15 protein-coding genes and 1 riboswitch are annotated in these 20,690 nt (G+C 68.8%); of the genes, 9 read left to right on the top strand and 6 right to left on the bottom strand.

Annotated features, from left to right (window positions below; genetic code table 11):
* The first annotated feature begins 120 nt into the window (after positions 1–120).
* The 3 genes from M1L58_RS07745 to M1L58_RS07735 all read left to right on the top strand — a co-directional run bounded on the left by M1L58_RS07745 (position 121) and on the right by M1L58_RS07735 (position 3,388).
* Positions 121–1,524, top strand: coding sequence for an NAD(P)H-quinone dehydrogenase (locus M1L58_RS07745; protein WP_248658426.1), 1,404 nt, complete (start codon positions 121–123; stop codon positions 1,522–1,524).
* Positions 1,525–1,655: 131 nt separating this feature from the next.
* Positions 1,656–2,954, top strand: a complete 1,299-nt coding sequence (locus M1L58_RS07740; RefSeq protein ID WP_248658425.1) for a hypothetical protein — start codon at positions 1,656–1,658, stop codon at positions 2,952–2,954.
* Positions 2,948–3,388, top strand: coding sequence for a hypothetical protein (locus M1L58_RS07735; RefSeq protein WP_248658424.1), 441 nt, complete (start codon positions 2,948–2,950; stop codon positions 3,386–3,388). Before M1L58_RS07740 ends, M1L58_RS07735 begins: the two co-directional genes overlap by 7 nt.
* Positions 3,389–3,407: 19 nt before the next feature.
* Here the strand turns inward: M1L58_RS07735 and glpK are convergent, their stop codons facing one another.
* Positions 3,408–4,895, bottom strand: a complete 1,488-nt coding sequence (glpK, locus tag M1L58_RS07730; protein ID WP_248658466.1) for a glycerol kinase GlpK — start codon at positions 4,893–4,895, stop codon at positions 3,408–3,410.
* A gap of 75 nt (positions 4,896–4,970) precedes the next feature.
* Between glpK and glpD the strand changes: the two genes are divergently transcribed.
* Both glpD and M1L58_RS07720 read left to right on the top strand, forming a co-directional pair.
* Positions 4,971–6,713 carry a glycerol-3-phosphate dehydrogenase gene (gene glpD / locus M1L58_RS07725; protein WP_006865915.1) on the top strand — a complete coding sequence of 581 codons (1,743 nt, stop codon included), beginning with the start codon at positions 4,971–4,973 and terminating at the stop codon, positions 6,711–6,713.
* Between the two features lie 116 nt (positions 6,714–6,829).
* The gene (locus tag M1L58_RS07720; protein WP_006865914.1) at positions 6,830–7,252 is read left to right on the top strand and encodes a pyridoxamine 5'-phosphate oxidase family protein; all 423 of its coding nucleotides are present in this window, start codon (positions 6,830–6,832) and stop codon (positions 7,250–7,252) included.
* Between the two features lie 14 nt (positions 7,253–7,266).
* On the opposite strand, the gene M1L58_RS07715 is transcribed toward M1L58_RS07720, so the two are convergent.
* Both M1L58_RS07715 and M1L58_RS07710 read right to left on the bottom strand, forming a co-directional pair.
* The gene (locus M1L58_RS07715; protein ID WP_248658423.1) at positions 7,267–8,058 is read right to left on the bottom strand and encodes a DNA-formamidopyrimidine glycosylase family protein; all 792 of its coding nucleotides are present in this window, start codon (positions 8,056–8,058) and stop codon (positions 7,267–7,269) included.
* Positions 8,051–12,685 carry an ATP-dependent helicase gene (locus M1L58_RS07710; RefSeq protein ID WP_248658422.1) on the bottom strand — a complete coding sequence of 1,545 codons (4,635 nt, stop codon included), beginning with the start codon at positions 12,683–12,685 and terminating at the stop codon, positions 8,051–8,053. Before M1L58_RS07710 ends, M1L58_RS07715 begins: the two co-directional genes overlap by 8 nt.
* A 10-nt stretch (positions 12,686–12,695) precedes the next feature.
* Positions 12,696–12,874, top strand: a riboswitch (cobalamin riboswitch).
* A 36-nt stretch (positions 12,875–12,910) separates the two neighbouring features.
* Between M1L58_RS07710 and M1L58_RS07705 the strand changes: the two genes are divergently transcribed.
* From M1L58_RS07705 to M1L58_RS07690, 4 genes are all read left to right on the top strand, one after another.
* On the top strand, positions 12,911–13,144 hold the full coding sequence (locus M1L58_RS07705; RefSeq protein ID WP_006865909.1) for a CbtB domain-containing protein: 234 nt from the start codon (positions 12,911–12,913) through the stop codon (positions 13,142–13,144).
* Positions 13,145–13,180: 36 nt separating this feature from the next.
* Positions 13,181–14,008 (top strand): CbtA family protein, encoded by an 828-nt coding sequence (locus M1L58_RS07700; RefSeq protein WP_248658421.1) that lies wholly within the window; start codon positions 13,181–13,183, stop codon positions 14,006–14,008.
* Positions 14,009–14,020: 12 nt separating this feature from the next.
* On the top strand, positions 14,021–14,545 hold the full coding sequence (locus M1L58_RS07695) for a histidine phosphatase family protein (RefSeq protein ID WP_248658420.1): 525 nt from the start codon (positions 14,021–14,023) through the stop codon (positions 14,543–14,545).
* Positions 14,546–14,629: 84 nt separating this feature from the next.
* Positions 14,630–15,856, top strand: a complete 1,227-nt coding sequence (locus tag M1L58_RS07690; RefSeq protein WP_039880074.1) for an acyl-CoA dehydrogenase family protein — start codon at positions 14,630–14,632, stop codon at positions 15,854–15,856.
* A 44-nt stretch (positions 15,857–15,900) separates the two neighbouring features.
* On the opposite strand, the gene M1L58_RS07685 is transcribed toward M1L58_RS07690, so the two are convergent.
* The 3 genes from M1L58_RS07685 to M1L58_RS07675 form a co-directional block, all read right to left on the bottom strand.
* On the bottom strand, positions 15,901–17,280 hold the full coding sequence (locus tag M1L58_RS07685) for a hypothetical protein (RefSeq protein WP_248658419.1): 1,380 nt from the start codon (positions 17,278–17,280) through the stop codon (positions 15,901–15,903).
* An 18-nt stretch (positions 17,281–17,298) separates the two neighbouring features.
* On the bottom strand, positions 17,299–17,724 hold the full coding sequence (locus M1L58_RS07680) for a DUF7144 family membrane protein (RefSeq protein ID WP_248658418.1): 426 nt from the start codon (positions 17,722–17,724) through the stop codon (positions 17,299–17,301).
* A 186-nt stretch (positions 17,725–17,910) separates the two neighbouring features.
* Positions 17,911–20,688 carry a molybdopterin-dependent oxidoreductase gene (locus M1L58_RS07675; RefSeq protein WP_248658417.1) on the bottom strand — a complete coding sequence of 926 codons (2,778 nt, stop codon included), beginning with the start codon at positions 20,686–20,688 and terminating at the stop codon, positions 17,911–17,913.
* Positions 20,689–20,690 lie beyond the last annotated feature (2 nt).

Genomic DNA, 20,690 nt, shown 5'->3' with positions numbered 1-20,690 from the left:
TGAAGTCGGACGCCCGTCGGTCCGGCGCCAGCCAGTTCGCCCATTCGACAACACCACATCGGGCGCGCGGTGCCCCACGAGGGCAGCCGCGGCGAGACCGGTGAAGGACAGGAGTGCACAGTGACCAGGATCGTCATCATCGGCGGTGGCCCAGCGGGTTATGAGGCGGCGCTCGCCGCGGCCGCGTACGGAGCCGACATCACGGTGATCGATTCGGATGGCATCGGTGGCGCCTGCGTGCTGTGGGACTGTGTCCCGTCGAAGACCTTCATCGCCTCCACCGGCATCCGCACCGAGGTCCGTCGCGCCGTCGACCTCGGTATCAACATCAAGACCGACGACACCCTGGTCACCCTCCCTCAGATCCACCAGCGCGTGCGCGACCTCGCCTTCGCCCAGTCCGCCGACATCAAGTCGCGCCTCGTCAGCGAGGGCGTCAAGCTGGTCTCCGGCACCGCCGTCCTCGACGAGAAGCAGGTCGGCGAATCGACGCACGGCGTCATCGCGACCCTCGCCGACGGCAGCACCGAGCGCTACGACGGTGACGTCGTCCTGATCGCGACCGGTGCGTCGCCGCGCGTCCTGCCCGACGCCCAGCCCGACGGCGAACGCATCCTCACCTGGCGTCAGCTCTACGACCTCGAGGAGCTGCCCGAGCATCTCGTCGTCATCGGTTCGGGTGTCACCGGCGCGGAGTTCGTCCACGCCTACACCGAACTCGGTGTGAAGGTGACGCTGGTGTCGAGCCGCGACCGCGTGCTCCCACATGAGGACGAGGACGCCGCCCTGGTGCTCGAGGACGCCCTCGCCGAACGCGGCGTCGAACTCGTCAAGCACGCCCGCGCCGACAAGGTCGTCCGCGACGGCGACACCGTCACCGCCCATCTCGCCGACGGATCGACCGTCACCGGCAGCCATGTGCTGATGACCGTCGGCTCGATCCCCAACACCGCGAACCTCGAACTCGAGCGCGCCGGTGTCGAGGTCGACAAGGGCGGTTACATCCAGGTGGACCGGGTCTCCCGGACCTCGGTGCCCGGCATCTACGCCGCCGGCGACTGCACCGGCCTGCTGCCGCTGGCCTCGGTGGCCGCCATGCAGGGCCGCATCGCGGTGTACCACGCCCTGGGCGAGGGTGTCAGCCCCATCAAGCTGAAAACCGTTGCGTCGGCGATCTTCACGCGTCCCGAGATCGCCACCGTCGGGGTGTCGCAGAAGGCCATCGACGCCGGTGAGTACCCCGCGCGCACCGTGATGCTTCCGCTGGCGACCAACCCGCGCGCCAAGATGAGCGGTCTGCGACGCGGCTTTGTGAAAATCTTCTGCCGCCCCGCCACCGGCGTGGTGATCGGCGGCGTCGCGGTGGCCCCGAACGCCTCCGAGCTCATCCTCCCACTGGCCCTCGCGGTGCAGAACAAACTGACGGTCGGCGACCTCGCACAGACGTTCTCGGTGTACCCGTCGCTGTCCGGGTCGATCACCGAGGCGGCGCGTCAGCTCGTCCGTCACGACGATCTGGACTGACAACCGGCGAGTCCCCACGATCGCGGTAGGGTCGTACCGATCCGCCCGGACCGGGCGCACCGCGACGTGGGGGGAGATGTCGTGACAGGGCCGTTGTCGTGACAGGGCCGTTCGCCCAGAACAATCGGGGCGTGTCGAACGCGCCGTCCTTCGGGGGCGGACGCACCGATTGGGCCGGCATGGGCATCGACGAGATCATCGACACCCTCCGCACCATGGAACCCGGCCAGGCGGCCGGGGACGTCGAGACGATCCTCAAGGCGATCGACGCGGTGCGCCGCGCGTCGGAGCGGATGGCGGCGATGTTCGACGACGACCTGCGCGGCCGCGCCTCCGACACCGCCCTCGAGGCGGGGAAGTCGTTGTCCGACGCCATGCAGCGGAGCCTGGAGACGGCGACCGTCGTCGGCGAGGCACTGGGCAGCGCGGTCGGGATCGTCGGGGCGACACGGGGTCAGGAAGGTCGGCTGCGCGAATTGCAGCAGCACCTTCGCGACAATCCCGAGGACGCGCCGATGGTGCGGTTCGAGGCGGACCGCACCATGTCGGGTACGTACTCGTCGCCGATGCAACGCGTCCAGCACTCGCTTCCCGAGCCCACCGGACCGGACGATCTGGTCCGCGGCACCGGCGGCGTGTCCGCCGGAGGTGGGTCGGGCTCGGGTTCCGAGACGTCCCGGGGTCAGGCCGCGAACACCGTCGACGCCGGGGACTTCGGCCGTTCCGGTGGCGGCGCGGTCCCGGTCGCGACCGACGGTGCGGCTCCGGGACCGGCGGGCGGCGGATCCGCCCCGGTCACCCCGGTGTCGGCGTCGGCTTCCTCGTCGGGCTCGTCCGGCCGTGGCGGCGCCGACGACGACCCCGACGGTCTCCTCCGCGGCGGTATGGGCACCCCGGGCAGCACCCCGCACGGTTTCGCCGGCTCCGGCCGAACGGGCGCTGTGGACGAACCCCGTTCCGCAGGAGCGGGTTTCGGTTCAGGAAGCGGCGGTGGGGCGATCCCGGTCGTCGGGCCACTCCCACTGTCGCCGTTGCCGTCGTCGCCGGCGGTTGCGACGCCCGCAGCATCGGCGCCGCCCGCCACGGGCGCCGCGACACCGCGTGCCGGGATCACCCCACCGGTGGGTCCGGCCGGCGCACCGCCCATGGGCCGCCGACCCGGAGCCGACAACGACGACCAGCACAAGGCTGCGCCCTATCTGCACAACCGGGAGCACGGCGCGGAGATCGTCGGCGATCTGCCACTCGTCGGGCCCCCGGTCATCGGCGACTGGATTCCCCAACGGGCGTCGACACCGTCGGAGACCCCGGCCTTCCGGCTGACTCCGGGTGAGGACCCCACCCTGCCGGGTCGTTCGCCGGAGACCTCCGACGCCGGCACCGCCGGCGGCGACACATCGTCGCCGGACACGAGGAGCCGAACATGTTGAGCCGGGTCGATCGGCTGCCCGGGGGCGTCGCCCGGCTCGCCTCCGCGGTACCGGACGAGGACATCATCCGGTGTCTGCACCTCCTCGTTGCCACGGTGATGGACGTGACGGGTGCGTCGACACCCGAGATCCGCGACGTGATCCGACAGTGGCGCCAACAGGGCAGCGCCGACCCGGCGGGGGTGGCTGCGTTGAGAGTGGTTGTCGCACAACATGACTTCGACTCGTTCGCGCATCAGCGCCGCGGCGACGTCGACGCCCAGCTCGACTGCTTCCGGCGTGCCCGGGCCCTCGACTGCGCCCTCGCGGCCATGTCGGTGACGACGACGGCCGAGGCTCCGCGGACGGCCATGCGGGAGGCGGCCTACGAGGCTGCCGCAGCACTCGGCGGCAGCGCGGGCGTCGTCGGCGTCCTCGCCGACTTCGTCGCCTGAGTCACGCCGGACCGGTGGGTCACGCCAGGCCGAAGCTGTGCTCGACGGCCCGGTTCCACTCCGCGTACAGGCGGTCCCGTTCCTCCTCGGCCATCGTCGGCTTCCACCGCTTGTCCTCGGCCCAGTTGGCGCGGATCTCGTCCTCGCTCTCCCAGTACCCCACGGCCAGGCCGGCGGCGTAGGCCGCACCCAGCGCGGTGGTCTCGTTGACCACCGGCCGCACCACGGGGACGTCGAGGATGTCGGCCTGGAACTGCATGAGCAGTTCGTTGACCACCATCCCGCCGTCGACCTTGAGTGTGGACAGTTCCATGCCGGCGTCGGCCTGCATCGCCTCGATGACCTCGCGGGTCTGGAAAGCGCTGGCCTCTAGTGCCGCACGCGCCAGGTGGCCCTTGTTGACGAAACGGGTCAGCCCGACGATCACGCCGCGGGCATCCGAGCGCCAGCGCGGTGCGAACAGGCCGGAGAACGCCGGGACGAAGTATGCGCCGCCGTTGTCGTCGACCTCCGCGGCCAGCTTCTCGACATCCGACGCCACCGGGAAGAGGCCGAGATTGTCCCGCAGCCACTGGATGAGCGACCCGGTCACCGCGATCGACCCCTCCAGCGCGTACCGCGCCTGCTGGTCGCCGATGCGGTAGCAGACCGTCGTCAGCAGGCCGTGCTCGCTGAAGACCGGCTCGGTGCCGGTGTTGAGCAACAAGAAGTTTCCGGTCCCGTAGGTGTTCTTGGCCTCGCCGGGGTTCAGGCAGGCCTGACCGAAGGTGGCGGCCTGCTGGTCGCCGAGGATGCCGGTCAGCGGGACGCCGGGCAGCGGGCCGTTCCCGCGCAGCGAGCCGAATTCCCCGGATGAGCTGCGGATCTCGGGAAGCATGGACATCGGGATGCCCATCTCCTCGCAGATCTCCTCATCCCAGTCCAACGTCCGCAGATCCATCAGCATGGTGCGCGAGGCGTTGGTGACGTCGGTGACGTGCTGCCCGCCGTCGACACCACCGGTCATGTTCCACGCGATCCAGGAATCCATTGTCCCGAAGCACAATTCGCCTGCCTCGGCGCGTTCGCGAAGACCGTCGACGTTGTCGAGCAGCCAGCGCACCTTGGGGCCGGCGAAGTAGGTGGACAACGGTAGGCCGGTGCGTTCTCGGAAGCGGTCGGCGCCGACGTCGCCGGCAAGCTCCTTGCACACCTCGCTGGTGCGGGTGTCCTGCCAGACGATCGCGTTGTGGACCGGCTTCCCGGACTCGCGGTCCCAGATCACCGTCGTCTCGCGCTGATTGGTGATCCCGCAGGCGACGATGTCCTTGGCGGTCAGCTCGGCCGAGGCCAGCGCGGCGGCACCCACGCGCCGGGTGTTGCGCCAGATCTCGGCGGCGTCGTGTTCGACCCAGCCGGCCCGCGGGAAGATCTGTTCGTGTTCGAGTTGTTCGACGCCGACGACGCGCCCCTTGTGGTCGAAGATCATCGCCCGGGTGGAGGTGGTGCCCTGGTCGATCGCCGCCACGTATTTGCCTGAACTGCCCACGCCGTCAGTGTCGCACGCTGTGGTGCGGCCCGAGATCAATTAGGCTCGGTGAACATGAACACCGAGTTCAACCCGGACCGGCCGGCGGACATGGGACCGCTCTACCGAGCCGAAGCGTGGCGACGTCTCGGTGAGGAACAGTTCGACGTCGTCGTGATCGGCGGCGGGGTGGTCGGCGTGGGTGCCGCACTCGACGCCGCCACGCGCGGTCTGCGAGTGGCGCTGGTCGAGGCCCGCGACATCGCCTCGGGAACGTCGAGCCGGTCGTCGAAGATGTTCCACGGCGGCCTGCGCTACCTGGAACAACTCGAATTCGGGCTGGTGCGTGAGGCACTCAAGGAGCGCGAGCTCTCGCTGCGGCTGCTGGCCCCGCACCTGGTGAAGCCCCTGCCGTTCCTCTACCCGCTGACGCAGCGGGTCTGGGAACGGCCCTACGTCGCGGCGGGAATCTTCCTCTACGACCGCATGGGCGGCGCGAAATCGGTGCCCGGGCAGAAGCATGTGACCCGCTCGGGTGCCCTGCGCGTGGCCCCCGCGCTCAAGCGCAGCTCGCTCATCGGCGGAATCCGGTACTACGACACGGTTGTCGACGACGCGCGGCACAGCCTCACGGTGGCCCGCACCGCGGCCAACTACGGCGCGGTCATCCGCACCTCGACGCAGGTGATCGGCTTCCTCCGCGAATCCGATCGTGTTCTCGGGGTCCGCGTGCGCGACACCGAGAACGGCGACGTCACCGAGGTGCGGGCCCACTGTGTCATCAACGCCGCCGGGGTGTGGACCGACGAGGTGCAGGCATTGTCCAAGCAGCGCGGGCACTTCAAGGTGCGCGCGTCGAAGGGCGTGCACATCGTGGTGCCGCGCGACCGGATCGTCAGCGAGACCGCGATCATCCTGCGCACCGCAAACTCGGTGCTGTTCGTCATCCCGTGGGAGACGCACTGGATCATCGGCACCACCGACACCGACTGGAACCTCGACCTCGCGCATCCGGCCGCCACCCGGGCCGACATCGACTACATCCTCGAACGCGTAAACGAGGTGCTGGTCACCAAGCTGAACCACGACGACATCGAAGGCGTCTACGCCGGCCTGCGACCGCTGCTGGCGGGTGAGGACGACGAGACGTCGAAGCTCTCGCGCGAGCACGCCGTGGCCACCGTGGCGCCGGGTCTGGTGTCGATCGCGGGCGGCAAGTACACCACCTACCGGGTCATGGCCGCCGACGCCGTCGACGCGTGCAACGACTTCATCCCCACCCGGGTGGCGCCGTCGATCACCGAGCGGGTGCCGCTGCTCGGTGCGGACGGCTACTTCGCGCTGATCAACCAGTGCGAGCATCTCGGGCAGCGATACGGCTTGCACCCGTATCGGATTCGGCGACTCCTCAACCGCTACGGCTCGCTCATCGACGACGTGCTCTACTACGCCCAGGAAGACAGGTCGCTGCTCGCGCCGCTGGCTGCTGCGCCGCAGTACCTGCGCGTCGAAGTGGTCTACGCCGCGATCGACGAGGCCGCACTGCATCTCGAAGACGTCCTGGCCCGGCGGACCCGCATCGCGATCGAGTACTCACACCGCGGCGTCGACTGCGCCGACGAGGTCGCGGACCTGCTCGCACCGATCCTGGACTGGACCACCGAACAACGCGACTTCGAGGTCGCGACCTACATCGCCCGGGTCGAGGCCGAGGTTGCCTCGCAGCAACAGCCCGACGACGACTCCGCCGACGCACTGCGCGCCGCCGCCCCCGAGGCACGGTCGGAGATCCTGGAACCGGTGCCCGTCCCCGAGTGAGATCGTCGGACCCACCGGTTCGGTGACATTGTGTCCCGGACAGGTGGGTCGTTGGTCTCTGTTCGATCCCACTGTCCCGCGGCAGGATCGAGGGTGGGGGAGAGAAGGGACTGGTCATGACAGAGACTCCGGTTCAGGTCCTCGGCCCGCACGAGGCGTGGGAACTGCTCGGCTCCGCCGAGTTGGGTCGTATCGCGTTGAGCGTCAACGGTTCACCCGATATCTTCCCCGTCAACTATCATGCCGCGGACGGCAAGATCACCCTGCGCACCGGCGAGGGGACGAAGCTCTCCGAACTCGTCGTGAACGACCGGGTGGCGTTCGAGACCGACGCCCACACCGACACCGGCGGCTGGAGCGTCGTCGCCAAGGGAACGGCCCGCATCCTGACGTCGTTCGGCGACATCGAGGCGGCCGACAAGCTGCCCCTGCGTCCGTGGATCGCGACGGTGAAATACAACTACGTGGAGATCGCCGTCGACGAGATCACCGCGCGCCGCTTCGAGTTCGGTCCCGAGCCCGAGCGGTATCCCGTCTGACGCCGTTTCGCGTGTCAGGTCTGGCAGCGCGGGCACCAGTAGATGGATCGATCGCCGCCGGTCGACGGGATCTCGCCGCGTCTGATGATCGTCGCGCAGCGGCGGCACAGTTGTCCCTTGCGGCCGTACACCCACATCCGTCCGTTGGGTGAGGTCTGGCCGGTGGTGGTGCGGGCCGAGCGCATCCGGTTGGCCCATAACAGGCGTCGGCTGAGATCGACCATCGGACCGAGATCCACCTCGCCGACCGGGCGTGTAGGGAGAACGCCACGGAGATAACAGATCTCGCTGCGGAAGACGTTGCCGACGCCGGCCATCAGCCGTTGGTCGAGGAGTGCCGCGCCGATGGTCTGCTCCGGGTCGGCGGCGAGGCGTCGGATCGCCTCCTCGCGGTCGAAGTCGTCGGCCAGCAGGTCCGGGCCCAGGTAGGCGAGGGCAGCGTCCGGGTCGGCGAGCAGTTCGAGCGTGCCGAGGTCGAAGCCGACGGCCTCGGTGTCGTCGGTGCGGAGGACGACGCGCGCCTGATAGGCGGGGCGGCGCCACTTCTGGCCCAGGCGATGGACATGCCAGACACCTTCCATCTTCAGATGCGAATGGATGCTGAGCGCGTCGCCCGCACCGGGCTCGCTCTCGCCGACGTCGATGAGCAGATGCTTGCCGCGCGACCGGACGGAGACGACGGTCCGTCCCGACAGGTCCGACGTCGCGAGCGATGGGATGCGGAACTGCGTCGACGTGAGGGTTCGTCCCTCGAGCCCCTGGCGTAACCGGGCGGCCGCGGCGAAGACGGTGTCGCCCTCAGGCATGGGTTCCGTACCGGAGTCGGATGCCGCGCGGCGTCGTGGCGAACCCGGCCTCGACGAGGACCTTCCCGAAATCGGTGGCGCGCACCGGCTCTGAGTCGATCTGGTCGATCGTCAGCCGGGAGATGCGACCGGCGCGCACCAGGGCCACCAGCGCACCGGCGGCGGATTCCAGCGAGGGGATCGAGTCGGTGAACGTCAGCAGCGTCTTGCCGCCACGTTCGACGAAACACACGAGTTCGCCGTCGACGAGCACCACCAGCGCGCCGGGCTTGCGGCCCGGGCGGTGTCCGGCGTCGGCGTCGCGGGATCGGGGCCACTCCAGAGCCGCGCCGTACGGGTTGGCCGGGTCGGTCGCGGCGAGGATGGTCGCCTCGCGCGGTGGCTTGCGGTCGGGGAGGGCGTGGCGCCGCAATTCGTCGACCGTGGCCGGGGAGGCGAACTGCGCGCCGCCGAGACCGTCGACGTAGTAGCCGCGGCGGACCTGGCCGTTGTCCTCGAAGACGGTGAGCGCCTTGTAGACCCGGGCGAAACCGCCGGTCACCTCTTCGGCGACGACGCTGCCGCGCGTGATCACGCCGTAGCGCGTGAGCAGTTGGTCGCACAGGGCCTGTGTGGCAATGGTCGAGTCGATCTCGGGTCGGTCCAGCGCGAACCAGCGTCCGCTCGCGGTCGGCGACACCGGCGGTCCGGAGGCGTGCTCGGTCAGGTATCGCGCGGAGAGACGACCGGCGCGGAGCCGGGGTGCCCGACCCCGGGCGCGGTGCGCGGGCGTCGACCGTGGCGTCGTCGGGTTACGCCGGGGATGCAACAGTGCACGGACGGGCGCGAACGTGTCGTTGCTGACCTGTCCCGCCCAGACCAGGTCCCAGAGTGCTGACTCGATGTCCGCGGCCGGCGTCGTGGTGCCGGTGCTGATGTCCCCGGCGATCTGCGGGAACCGCAGTGCGCCACCGGGTTGGAGTGCCGTGGTGATCGCGTCGTGCACGGCGGTGGTGTCGATCGTGTCGGCCTCGGCGATGGTGAATGCGGCCACGTCGGCAGGGTGCAGGGCCACCCAGCCGTCGGCGTTGCCGATGCGGCCGTGCCCCGACCAGACGACCTCGCCGCTGCTCAGCAGCTCGTCGAGCATGGACGGGGCATAGTCGGAGACACGTGCGGGCAGGATCAGCGACTCCCAGGCCGACGCCGGCAGCGGGTACCCGGCCAGCTGGTCGATGACGGTCGCGACGCCGTCGATCCCGCGCAGCTGGGTGCCGGGCGAACCGTGCTGCCATTCCACGAGGAAGCGGGTGAGTACCTCGGTGCCGACCGGTGCGACCTCGGCCCGGCTCGCGGCGAGCGAACCGCGACGGATCTGACCGAGGACGTCGGTGTGACACCACTGGGTGGTCGGCGCCGCGCCCTGAGCCGGATCGGCGGTGCCGGTCTCGGGCAGAAAATCGCCTTCGACGACGCGCCGTTCCGCGGCCAGGCGGGCCAGGGTGTCGCGGACGACCGCGGTGGCGATGCCGAGGGACGCCGCCGCGTCGGTGACGGTGAACGGCCCGTGGGTGCGGGCGTAGCGCCCGATGAGGTCGCCGACGGGGTCGGGTACCGGTTCGAGGTAGGCGGCCGGGATGCCCATCGGCGCCGGGACCCCGAGTGCGTCGCGCAGCCGTGCGGTGTCGTCGATCGACGCCCACAGGGCGCGCCGGTTGTGGTTGATCGAGATGATCTGTCCGCTGCGGTGCAGGTCGGCCAGCACCTCGGCCACTGCTGCATCTCCCCGGTATCTTTCCTCCACTTCTTCGGTGGTCAGGGGGCCGAGCCAGCGGAGCAGGTCGACGACGTCCTCGGCGTCACGCGCCTGCCGCTCGGGGGAGAGACGTTGCAGGCGGGCGATGACCTCGGCGATGACACCGGGATCGAGCAGTTCGCGGAGGTCGACGCGGCCGAGCAGCTGTGCGAGGAGGCTGGTGTCGAGGGACAGTGCGGCCGCCCGACGTTCGGCGAGCGGAGCGTCGTCGGCATACATGAAGGCGCCGACGTAGCCGAACAGCAGCGACGCCGCGAACGGCGACGGACTCGGGGTCTCGGTCTCCACGACCCGGATGCGGCGCGACCGGATGCGGCCGAGCAGATCGAGCAGTGCCGGGAGGTCATACACGTCCTGAAGACACTCGCGAACCGCTTCCAGAACGATCGGGAAGTCCGGGAATTTCGATGCGACGGAAAGCAATTGGGCGCTGCGCTGGCGCTGCTGCCAGAGCGGCGCGCGCCGACCAGGATCCCGACGGGGCAGAAGCAGTGCGCGCGCGGCACATTCGCGGAACCGAGAGGCGAACATCGACGAGTCGGCAAGACCGTCGGTCACGAGCTGTTCGACCTCGTCGGGATCGAGGAGGAAGACGTCGGCACCCGGGGGTGCGTCGTCGGTGTCGGGGAGACGCAGGATGATCCCGTCGTCGGACGCGGTGGTGGCGCCCTCGATCCCCAGCGTCGCGAGGAGTCGTTGGGAGATGGCGCTCGCCCACGGCGCGTGGACGCGCAGACCGTAGGGCGAGTGCAGGATGACGCGCCAGTCGCCGAGTTCGTCGCGGAATCGTTCGACGACGAGTGTCCGGTCGGTGGGGAGGTGCCCGGTCGCCTCGCGTTGTTCGGCGATGAGGGTGGCGAGGTTGGTGCGCGCGTTCTCGGTGAGTCCGAGACGCTCGGCATGGGTGTCGAGCTTGCCGGGATCGGCGATGGCCCCGGTGAAAGCGCCGATCGCCGCACCGAGTTCGGCGGGACGCCCGATGGCGTCGCCGATCCAGAACGGCAGCCGGCCGGGTTGGCCGAAGGCCGGGGACACCAGGACGCGGTCGTGGGTGATGTCCTCGATGCGCCAGCTGGTCGCGCCGAGGGCGAACACGTCGCCGACCCGCGACTCGTAGACCATCTCCTCGTCGAGTTCACCCACGCGCGTGGACTTCTCGCCGACCATGAAGACGCCGAAGAGGCCGCGGTCGGGGATCGACCCGCCGGAGGTCACGGCGAGGCGTTGGGCGCCTCGGCGTCCCGTGATCACGCCCGCGTCGCGGTCCCAGTTGACCCGCGGCCGCAGTTCGGCGAACTCGTCTGAGGGGAAGCGCCCGGCGATGAGGTCGAGTGTCGCGTCGAAGACACCGCGTCCGAGATCGTGGTAGGGCGCCGCCCGACGCACGACCTCGTACCAGTGGTCGACGTCGAGGTCGTCGACGGCGGCGGCTGCGATGGTCTGCTGCGCGAGGATGTCGAGGGGGTTCTGGGGAACCTTGATCTCCTCGATCGCGCCGTCGAGCATGCGGCCGACGGTGACCGTGCAGTGCAGCAGGTCGGTGCGGTGTTTGGGGTAGAGGATGCCCTGGCTGATCTCGCCGACCTGGTGGCCCGCGCGACCGATGCGCTGCAGGCCGCTGGCCACCGACGGCGGCGCCTCGACCTGGATCACCAGATCCACCGCGCCCATGTCGATGCCGAGTTCGAGCGAACTGGTCGCCACGACGCAGGACAGGCGACCGGCCTTGAGGTCGTCCTCGATCTGAGCGCGCTGCTCCTTGCTCACCGAGCCGTGGTGCGCCCGCGCGAGGACGGCCTCGGCGCCGGAGCTCGCGCCGCTGCCCATCACGAACGCGGGAGCCCCGCCCGCGACCGTCGGGTTGGCGGCGGCCTCGGCTGGGACACCCTGCCGCTCGGCGTGGATCTCGTTGAGCCGGGCGGTCAGTTTCTCGGCGAGGCGCCGGGAGTTCGCGAACACGATCGTCGCCCGGTTGGCCTCGATCTGGTCGACGATCGACGCCTCCACATACGGCCACAGCGATCCGGCCGTGGGGGAGAAGGCGTCGTCGAGTTCGGCGGAATCCGCGCCCTCGGGGCCGGGTGCCGGCGGGATGTTCGCCATGTCCTCGACCGGCACGTCGACGCGGAGATCGAAGGTCTTGTCGGCCTTGGGCTTGACCACCTGGCAGGGCGCCGACCCGGAGAGGAACCCGGCGACCACCTCGGGTGGCCGGACGGTCGCGGACAATCCGATCCGCTGGGCGGGCTTGTCGAGGAGCTCGTCGAGGCGTTCGAGGGTGAGTGCGAGGTGCGTGCCCCGCTTGGTCGCGGCGACCGCGTGGACCTCGTCGACGATGATCGCCTCCACGTCGGTGAGGCTCTCCCGTGCCGCGGAGGTCAGCATGAGGTACAGCGACTCCGGCGTGGTGATCAGGATGTCGGGAGGGGTCTTCACCAGCGCGCGGCGGTCGGCGGCCGAGGTGTCGCCGGAGCGGACGCCGACCGTGATGTTCGGCTCGGGGAGGTCGAGTTCCTGCGCCGCGCGGGTGATCCCGGTGAGCGGTGCGCGAAGGTTGCGCTCGACGTCGACGGCGAGAGCCTTGAGCGGAGAGATGTAAACGACCTTGGTACCGGGGCGGCGCTCACCGGCGTCGGCGGCGAGCCGGTCGAGCGCCCACAGGAATGCCGCGAGGGTCTTGCCGGAGCCGGTCGGGGCGATGACGAGGGTGTTCGCTCCGTCGGCGATCGAGGTCCAGGCGCCCTTCTGGGCTGCAGTCGGCTTGGTGAACGCTCCCGTGAACCATCGCCGGGTGGGGGCGGTGAATCGATCGAGAACAGAGGGGCGGGGCATCTATCCACTATGTCTCACATGTGTGACAGGTCGGGGTATACAGTCGACACACGCCTGTACGGGGAATCCGGTGAGAATCCGGAACGGTCGCGCCACTGTGAACGCCGACTCGGGGACGCGGTCGAGGGATTCGACGGTGCCCCAGAGAAGACGTGAGTCAGGATGCCGTGCCGGCGGTATCTGATCCACAACTCTCCGACGCGAGATCGGCGAAAGGACAATCCCATGACGGGTCCCCGTACGTCCGAAGCAGTCACACCCTCTCCGCGCGCCCTGGCGGTACCGAACCTCTCGGTCGCGAGCGCAGCGCTCTGGCTGAGCCTCACGGTCCTCCTGGCCGGGCTCGCCTACTACTTCCTCGGCTACGACCAGGGGGTCGTGTCGGTGTTCGGCGAGAACACCTACGTGCACGAATTCGTGCACGACTCCCGCCACTTCCTCGGCTTTCCCTGCCACTGAGTCGGCCTGATACCGAAACGGCAGGGACAAGTTCACATGGAGAAGAAATTCATCGGCGCAGGTCTGCTCTCGGGCCTGATCGCCGGCATCATCTCGTTCGTCTTCGCGCGGTTCTACCTCGAACCCGTGGTGTCGAAGGCCGTCGACTACGAGGCCGAGCGCTCGGAAGCCGAAGAGGTGCTGGTACATGCGGCCGGCGGTCATTCACACGGCGAAGGTGGTGAGGTCTTCACCCGCGCGATGCAGGAGAATCTCGGCGCCGGGGTCGGCAACCTGGTGTTCGCCCTGTGCATGGGGGCGTTCGTCGCGGTTGCCTTCACCGTGCTGTGGAGCCATCTGGGCAACCGGTACCCGGCCACCGACGCACGCGCAGTCGCCGGGGCCCTCGGGGCGATCGGGTTCGTCGCCGTGTTCGGTGTGCCGTTCTTCGCGTACCCGGCCAATCCGCCCGCGGTCGGGGACGACGACACGATCGGGGAACGGACGGGTGCATTCCTGACCGTCACCATCGCGTCGGTCGTGCTGATGATCGTGGCCGTCGTTCTCGCGCTGTGGCTGCGGCCGCGGATCGGCGGACTGGTGTCGGCCGTGGTGGGCGGCGCCGCGTACGTGATCGCGGTCGGCATCACCATCGCACTACTGCCGACGTTCAGCGAGGTGCCGGAGCCGGTGCGCAACGACGCCGGCCAGATCGTGTTCCCCGGCTTCCCCGCGGACGTCGTCGCCGACTTCCGCGTGTACACGATCACCAACCAGGTCATCCTCTGGACGGTGCTGACGGTGACCTTCGCGCTGGTCCTCGGCGCGATGGCGCGGTCGGAGAGCCCGGCCACCTCCCGGACGGTCGACGCCGCCCAGAGCTGAGCGCCTTGATTCATGCAGATCATCACCGCCGGGCGCACCGGTCCCAACCGATCGGTGCGCTTCGGCGGTGATGCGCCCCTCGACGACCGCGGTCGCCGCGACATCGAAGCGTTGGCGGCGTCGGTCGTCGGGGCTCTGACCTTCTGTGGGCCGGAACCCGCGACACTCGAGAGCGTCCGGCTCCTGGGCGGTCGGCCCGAGATCGACGAGGAACTCCGCACGCTCGACGTCGGAACCTGGGCGGGATCGGCGCCCGAGGAGATCGATCCTCGCGAGCTGGCGGTCTTCTTCACCGACCCGGCGGCCCGGCCCCACGGCGGCGAGAGCGTCGAGGAGTTCGTGATGCGGGTGCACGACCGGCGCAACACCCTGAACGCCGACGTGGCGACGGTCGTCGTGGCGATGCCTGTTGCGCAGGCACTTCTGTGTGACGACGCCGCGGGGTACTTCCGGGTCGAGATCCGGCCGGCGACCTCCTACTTCTGGCCGGCCCTGAGAATTCGCCCTGAAGAAACAGATTCGAGGGGACGTACCTAGACATCGTGAGTGACTCCTGACACAGTTGAGTCGGCAAAACTGAAACGTGTTCGCCCCGGCGGGCACTGTCTGGGGAGAGTGACGATGTTCGAGTGGTCCGAAGAAGATCTGATGGTGCGGGACGCGTTGCGTGCGTTCATCGACAAGGAGATCCGACCACATCTCGACGAGCTCGAGTCCGGCGTTCTGCCTCCGTACGACATCACCCGCAAGCTGCTCTCGACCTTCGGGGTCGACGCGATGGCCAAGGACGCGCTCGAGAAGGAACTCGAGGCGGAGGCCAACGGGGAGAAGAAGAAATCGTCCGGCGACGGCGGCGGTATGAGCGGCTCGATGTTCATGATGGTCAACATCGAGCTCGCGGGTGTGTGTCTGGGACTCGTCGCCTCGCTCGGTGTGAGCATGGGCCTGACCGCCTCGACGATCCGCGGCAAGGGCACGCTCGCTCAGAAGAAGCGCTGGCTGCCGGAGCTGGTCACGATGGAGAAGGTCGGCGCCTGGGCCATCACCGAACCCGATTCGGGCTCCGACGCTCTCGGCGGCATGAAGACCACCGTCCGCCGCGACGGTGACGACTACATCCTCAACGGCCAGAAGACGTTCATCACCAACGGTCCGTACGCCGACACCATCGTCGTGTTCGCGAAGCTCGACGACGGCAGCGGCACCCCCATGCGCGACCGCAAGGTGCTGTCCTTCGTCCTCGACAAGGGCATGCCGGGCCTCACGCAGGGCAAGCCGTTCAAGAAGATGGGCATGATGAGCTCGCCCACCGGTGAGCTGTTCTTCGACAACGTGCGGGTCGGCAAGGATCGTCTGCTCGGCGAGACCGAGGACACCGGTCAGGATTCGCGCGGCTCCGAAGGCGCCAAGGCCGGTTTCACCGCCGAACGCGTCGGCATCGCCGCGCTCTCGCTGGGCATCATCAACGAGGCCCAGCGGCTGTCGATCGACTACGCCAAGACTCGCAAGCTGTGGGGCCAGGAGATCGCGCAGTTCCAGCTCATCCAGCTCAAGCTCGCCGAGATGGAGATCGCCCGCATCAACGTGCAGAACATGCTCTTCAGCGCGATCGAGCGCGGCAAGGCGGGCAAGCCGCTGAGCCTTTCGGAGGCGTCGGCGATGAAGCTCTACTCGTCGAAGGCCGCCACCGACGTCGCGATGGAAGCCGTTCAGCTGTTCGGCGGCAACGGCTACATGGCCGAGTACCGGGTCGAGCAGCTTGCGCGAGATGCCAAGTCGCTCATGATCTACGCCGGCAGCAACGAGATCCAGGTGACCCACGTCGCCAAGGGGCTGCTGCGCGGCTGACGTTTCACGTTTCAGCTCGAAACCGCGCTCAGCGCGGTTTCGAGCTATGAAATGGATCGTTGAGCGGGACGGATCACGATCTCGACGACGAGCAGGGCGATGAGACCGCACAGAACGATCAGCAGCACCACCAGGCCGGTGGGGTAGTTCCAGAACATCAGCAGCACCGCGGCGACGCCGACGATCGCGGCGCGAAGAGCGACGCGTCCGCGGTAGACCGCCGACTCGAAGGTGTTCGGGGGTCGCGATTTCCGTAGATTCTGCAGCGAGTCGAGTCCGCGGGAGAATCCGTGGCGGACCGCGACGGCCGACGCGGAGCCACCGACCAGGAAGGCGCCGATCGCCACCACGAGCCCCAGAACCGCGACGGCGCGCAAGGCGAGCCGCAACGGTTGGGTGACCGTGTCGGCGATGGCTGCTGCGGCGTCCGGGGACAGGATGTCGGGCGGTATGTCGTCAAGATACAGTGCGCGCGCGACGATCAGCGCGACGGCGAGCGTCAGCATGGCGAGTACCAGCGAGAGGCCGACCACGGAGAATGCCCGCAGGCGCCGACCCCGCGGTGCGACGGCTACGGCGGCCAACGCGCAGGCGATCGTGAGCCAAGGCAGCACGTCGGCGGCGGTGTCGAGTGCCGAGACCGCGTGTTGCGCCTTGACCAGTTCGGGTGAGCGGAACAGGACGAATTGCTTGTCGACCGCCGGGATCTTCTCGGCGAAGCTGAACCCGCGGTCCAGAAGTCGGGCCTTGACGTTGTCGATCACCGTCCCCAGGGCGATGCTCACGGTTCCTGAGTCGTCGACGGTCACCGAGGACGGACCGGCGTCACCGGTGACCACGGCGACGAGGGCGGTGTGCCCCCGACGATTCGCCTCCACCCACAGGGTCTCGAACTGATCGCTCTCGACCAGGGTCGACACCGTCTGCTCGACGAAGCTGCGGGCCTGACCGGCGAGGACGGGCGCCAATCCGTCGACTGCACGATCCACGCGGGGGGCGTTCTCGGTGGCGGGCACGGCATCGGTCAGCGCGTTGAGGGCGGTGGCGGTCAGCTCCTCGACGTCGATCCGGTTGAAGATCTCGTCGGTGACGGTATCGGTGATCTCCTGTTGCAACGCCGGTTCGGAGGCAAGAGGGGACACCATCGTCAGATAGCGGTCGGTGTCGAGCAGCTCCCCACGGACGTAGCGGGACGTCACCGACGCGATTGCCAGCAGGGCGACGAGGACACACAGCACACCTACCGCGAACCAGCGCCAACCCGACCGCCGTGTCTCCGCGTCGCGCGGTGGGGTCGTGCCGGCTGCGGCGCGCAGTGCGGCCACCTCGGCGCGCAGCCGCTCTAGCTCAGCGCGTTCGGAGGTGGTGAGCGCCGCGGAATCCCCGGGCTGATCCTTGGCGGGCCCGGGGATCTCCGTATTCACGGATGGCGCCGATCGGTGTCAGTACTCGGCTCTGGGGTTCCAGGTCGACACGGCCCAGATGACCACCACGTCGAGCGCGATGACCAGGATCGACCACCACGGGTAATAGGGCAGCCACAGGAAGTTGGCGATGATGGACAGGCCGGCGATCACGATGGCGGTGAATCGGGCCCAACCCGCCCCGCCGACGAGGCCGGCACCGACGATGATCGCGATGGCTCCGAGCACGATGTGAATCCAGCCCCACGTCGTGAAGTCGAATTTGTAGACGTATTCGACGCCGCGGATGAACACCTCGTCTTCGGCGACCGCGGCGATTCCCTGGGCGAGCTGGACGACTCCGACGACGATCAGGATGATCGCGGCGCCGATGGACGTCCCCGCGGCGACTCCCTGCTTGGCAGACAGGGTTCCGCGCTCTTCTCCGGGTGCAGTGTGTGTCATGACGCCCTCCTCTGGACTGTGGACAGTGAGGAGTGTGCGACTCGGCGAGATGAATTCGCAGGACTTCCGGAGAACTGTTCGGTATCTGGTCCCGAAATGCACTCTCAAATGAAATGAGTTGGGTGCCGATTCGTGAGGAAATGAGACTCGGGTTTACCGATCAATTGTCGGGTGTTTGTCACACCATTACGTCGGTGCTTTCTCAACGGCTTCGGGATGCGTGAGACGCCAGATCCGGTCTCGCGACATCGGCGTCTCGTACGGACGGACGTCGAGGGCCCGGCGGATGGCGTTGGCCAATGCGGGGGCCACCGGGTTGAAGGGTGACTCCGACATCGACTTCGCGCCGAAAGGACCGAGTTGGTCAGCGGTTTCGGCGAAGTACACCTCGGTGAACGGGATGTCCGCCATCTGGGGGACACGGTAGGTGCGGAACACCTTGGTCACGGGGGATCCGTTGTCGAGCATGATCTCCTCGAAGAGGGCCGCGCCGATACCCTGTGCGACACCGCCTTCGACCTGACCGCGGCACTGCTCGGGGTTCATCACGGTGCCGGCGTCGGATGCGTGGACCGACTGCAGGATGGCGACTGCGCCGGTCTCGGTGTCGACCGCGACACGGAACGCCTGCACATCGAATGCGATGGAACGCATCTCGCCCCGTTCCTCGCCCGTGGCAACGGCGCGCGGACCGTCCGGATACCGCACACGATGACCGTCGTCGACCGCGTCGATCAGGTCCCGGAAACCGATCAGCCGACCGCCGGCCACCGCGCCGTCGGGGTGCAGTTCGACGTACTCGGGGTCGACGCCGGTGAGTCGGCTCGCCGCCTCGACGAGGGTGTCGCGGAGCGCGAGACTCGCGCCGTGCACGGCCTTTCCGGCGACGGTGGTACCCGCGGAGGCGAACGCGCCGGTGTCGTGGGGTACGGCGTCGGTGTCCCCGTGCCAGAGCGAGACCCGGGCCGGATCGGTCGACAGCGCCGACGCCACGATCTGCGTGTGCACCGTGGTGGTGCCGTTGCCGAACTCGCAGGTGCCGACGCCGACGTGGTAGGTGCCTGCGGAGTCGACAGCGACCGTGACATCGGCGAAATGACCACGCGGGGCCATCGTGGCGATCGCGGAGATCGCCATCCCCTCACCGACCCGCCACCGCGGACCAGGCGGGACGGCGGCGCCGTTGCCCCGGCGCAGAGCGGATTCGGCGAGGTCCAGGCACTGGTCGAGACCGTAACTGCCGTACACCAGATCGATCTCGGGGTCGGGGCGGGCGATGAGGAGCGGATCGCCGTCGGCGACGGCATTGCGTCGCCGGAGTTCGAAGGGGTCGATGCCGAGTCGGACCGCGAGTTCGTCCATCGCCGACTCGACGGCGAAGATCACCTGTCCGAGGCCGTAACCGCGGAAGGCACCCGACGGCGGGTTGTTGGTGTAGACGGCCTCGGCGTCGATCCTCTTGACCGGGCAGTTGTACACCGAGACCGATTCGGCGCACGCATGGAACATGACGCCGATCGCGTGGTTGCCGTATGCGCCGGTGTCCGACAGCATGTCCACCCGCAGCGCGGTGAGACGGCCGTCGTCGTCGGCCCCGAGATCCACGGTCACCCGCATCGGGTGACGGTAGGTGGTCCGCGTCATCTCATCGGTGCGGGTCATCTCGTAGACGCAGGGACGTCCGGTGCGGAGCGCGGCGAAGGCGGCGAGATCCTCGGTCAGCATCTCCTGTTTGCCGCCGAAACCGCCGCCCACCCGGCCGCTGAACACCCGGACCTTCTCGGGTGGGAGGTCCAGGATCCGGGCGAGCTCGTCGCGCACGAGGAACGGGACCTGGGTGCTGGTGCGGACCACCAGGCGTCCGGTGGCGTCGGTCCAGGCGATCGAACCGTGGGTCTCCAGCTGTGCGTGCGAGACCCGCCCGGTACGCCATGTTCCGTGCACGGTCGTCGACGACGCCGCGAGCGCCTCGTCGACGTCGCCGCCGAAACCCTCGTGGAATGTGGCGACGATGTTGTGTTCGGCATCCATGACGCGGTCGTCGACGGTGCGGTCCGGATGGATCGCGGGGGCCCCGGGTGCGCGGGCCTCCTCGGGATCGAAGACCGCGGGCAGTTCCTCGTAGGTGACGCGGATCAGCGCGGCTGCCTGCTCGGCGATCCCGGGTGTCGCGGCGACGACGGCGGCGACGCGCTGTCCGACGAAGCGCACGACCGGATCGAAGATCAGTGTGTCGTCGGGATCTTCGAGTCGGTTCTGGTGACGTCCTGTGGAAAACCTTGGCGTCGAGACGTTCTCGTGGGTGAGGATGGTCTCCACGCCGGGAAGGGCGGCGGCGTCGCTCGTGTCGATGGCGACGATGCGCGCATGCGGGTGCGGCGAGCCGAGTACGTGGATGTGCAGTGCGCCGGTGACGGGAACGTCGAAAGTGTAGGCCTCGGTGCCGGTCACGACGCGTCGGGCCGCGGGCGGGGTCACCGAGGTGCCCACGCCGGTGCCCTCACCCGCGCTGCCGCCCGGACGGGGGCGGGTAGGTGCGACGGCGTTGCCGATCGCCTCGCGGATCGACCGGTATCCGGTGCAGCGGCAGATGTTTCCCTTCATCCGCCGCGGCAGGTCACCGAGATCGTCGGGGGTGAGCGTCGACGCGGTGACGATCATGCCCGCGGTGCAGAACCCGCACTGGAAGCCGAAGTTGTCGACGAAGGACTGCTGCACCGGATGGAGGTCCTCGGGTGTGCCCAGGCCGGCGACCGTGGTCACCGACTTCCCGGCGACGCGCTGCGCGGGGAAGATGCAGGAGTGCACGGGTTGTCCGTCGACGAGTACCGAACACGCGCCGCAATCGCCTGCGTCGCAACCCTTCTTCACCTCGAAATGGGCGTGCTGGCGGAGCAGCATCCGGAGGCATTGTCCCGCAGCGGGTTCGGCGTCGATCTTCTCGCCGTTGACCTCGAACTCCATCG

Source organism: Gordonia sp. C13 (assembly GCF_023218005.1).
In the GTDB taxonomy this organism is placed as follows: Bacteria; Actinomycetota; Actinomycetes; order Mycobacteriales; family Mycobacteriaceae; genus Gordonia; species Gordonia namibiensis.
Note: the sequence above shows the minus strand (reverse complement) of the source record. Positions and strands in the feature narration are given on the sequence as shown.

Coding starts and splice junctions, on each gene's coding strand:
- M1L58_RS07695 (WP_248658420.1), top strand. CDS start 14,021: ATGCAGATCATCACCGCCGGGCGCACCGGTCCCAACCGATCGGTGCGC.
- M1L58_RS07705 (WP_006865909.1), top strand. CDS start 12,911: ATGACGGGTCCCCGTACGTCCGAAGCAGTCACACCCTCTCCGCGCGCC.
- M1L58_RS07735 (WP_248658424.1), top strand. CDS start 2,948: ATGTTGAGCCGGGTCGATCGGCTGCCCGGGGGCGTCGCCCGGCTCGCC.
- M1L58_RS07700 (WP_248658421.1), top strand. CDS start 13,181: ATGGAGAAGAAATTCATCGGCGCAGGTCTGCTCTCGGGCCTGATCGCC.
- M1L58_RS07710 (WP_248658422.1), bottom strand. CDS start 12,685: ATGCCCCGCCCCTCTGTTCTCGATCGATTCACCGCCCCCACCCGGCGA.
- M1L58_RS07715 (WP_248658423.1), bottom strand. CDS start 8,058: ATGCCTGAGGGCGACACCGTCTTCGCCGCGGCCGCCCGGTTACGCCAG.
- glpD (WP_006865915.1), top strand. CDS start 4,971: ATGAACACCGAGTTCAACCCGGACCGGCCGGCGGACATGGGACCGCTC.
- M1L58_RS07675 (WP_248658417.1), bottom strand. CDS start 20,688: ATGGAGTTCGAGGTCAACGGCGAGAAGATCGACGCCGAACCCGCTGCG.
- M1L58_RS07720 (WP_006865914.1), top strand. CDS start 6,830: ATGACAGAGACTCCGGTTCAGGTCCTCGGCCCGCACGAGGCGTGGGAA.
- M1L58_RS07690 (WP_039880074.1), top strand. CDS start 14,630: ATGTTCGAGTGGTCCGAAGAAGATCTGATGGTGCGGGACGCGTTGCGT.
- M1L58_RS07680 (WP_248658418.1), bottom strand. CDS start 17,724: ATGACACACACTGCACCCGGAGAAGAGCGCGGAACCCTGTCTGCCAAG.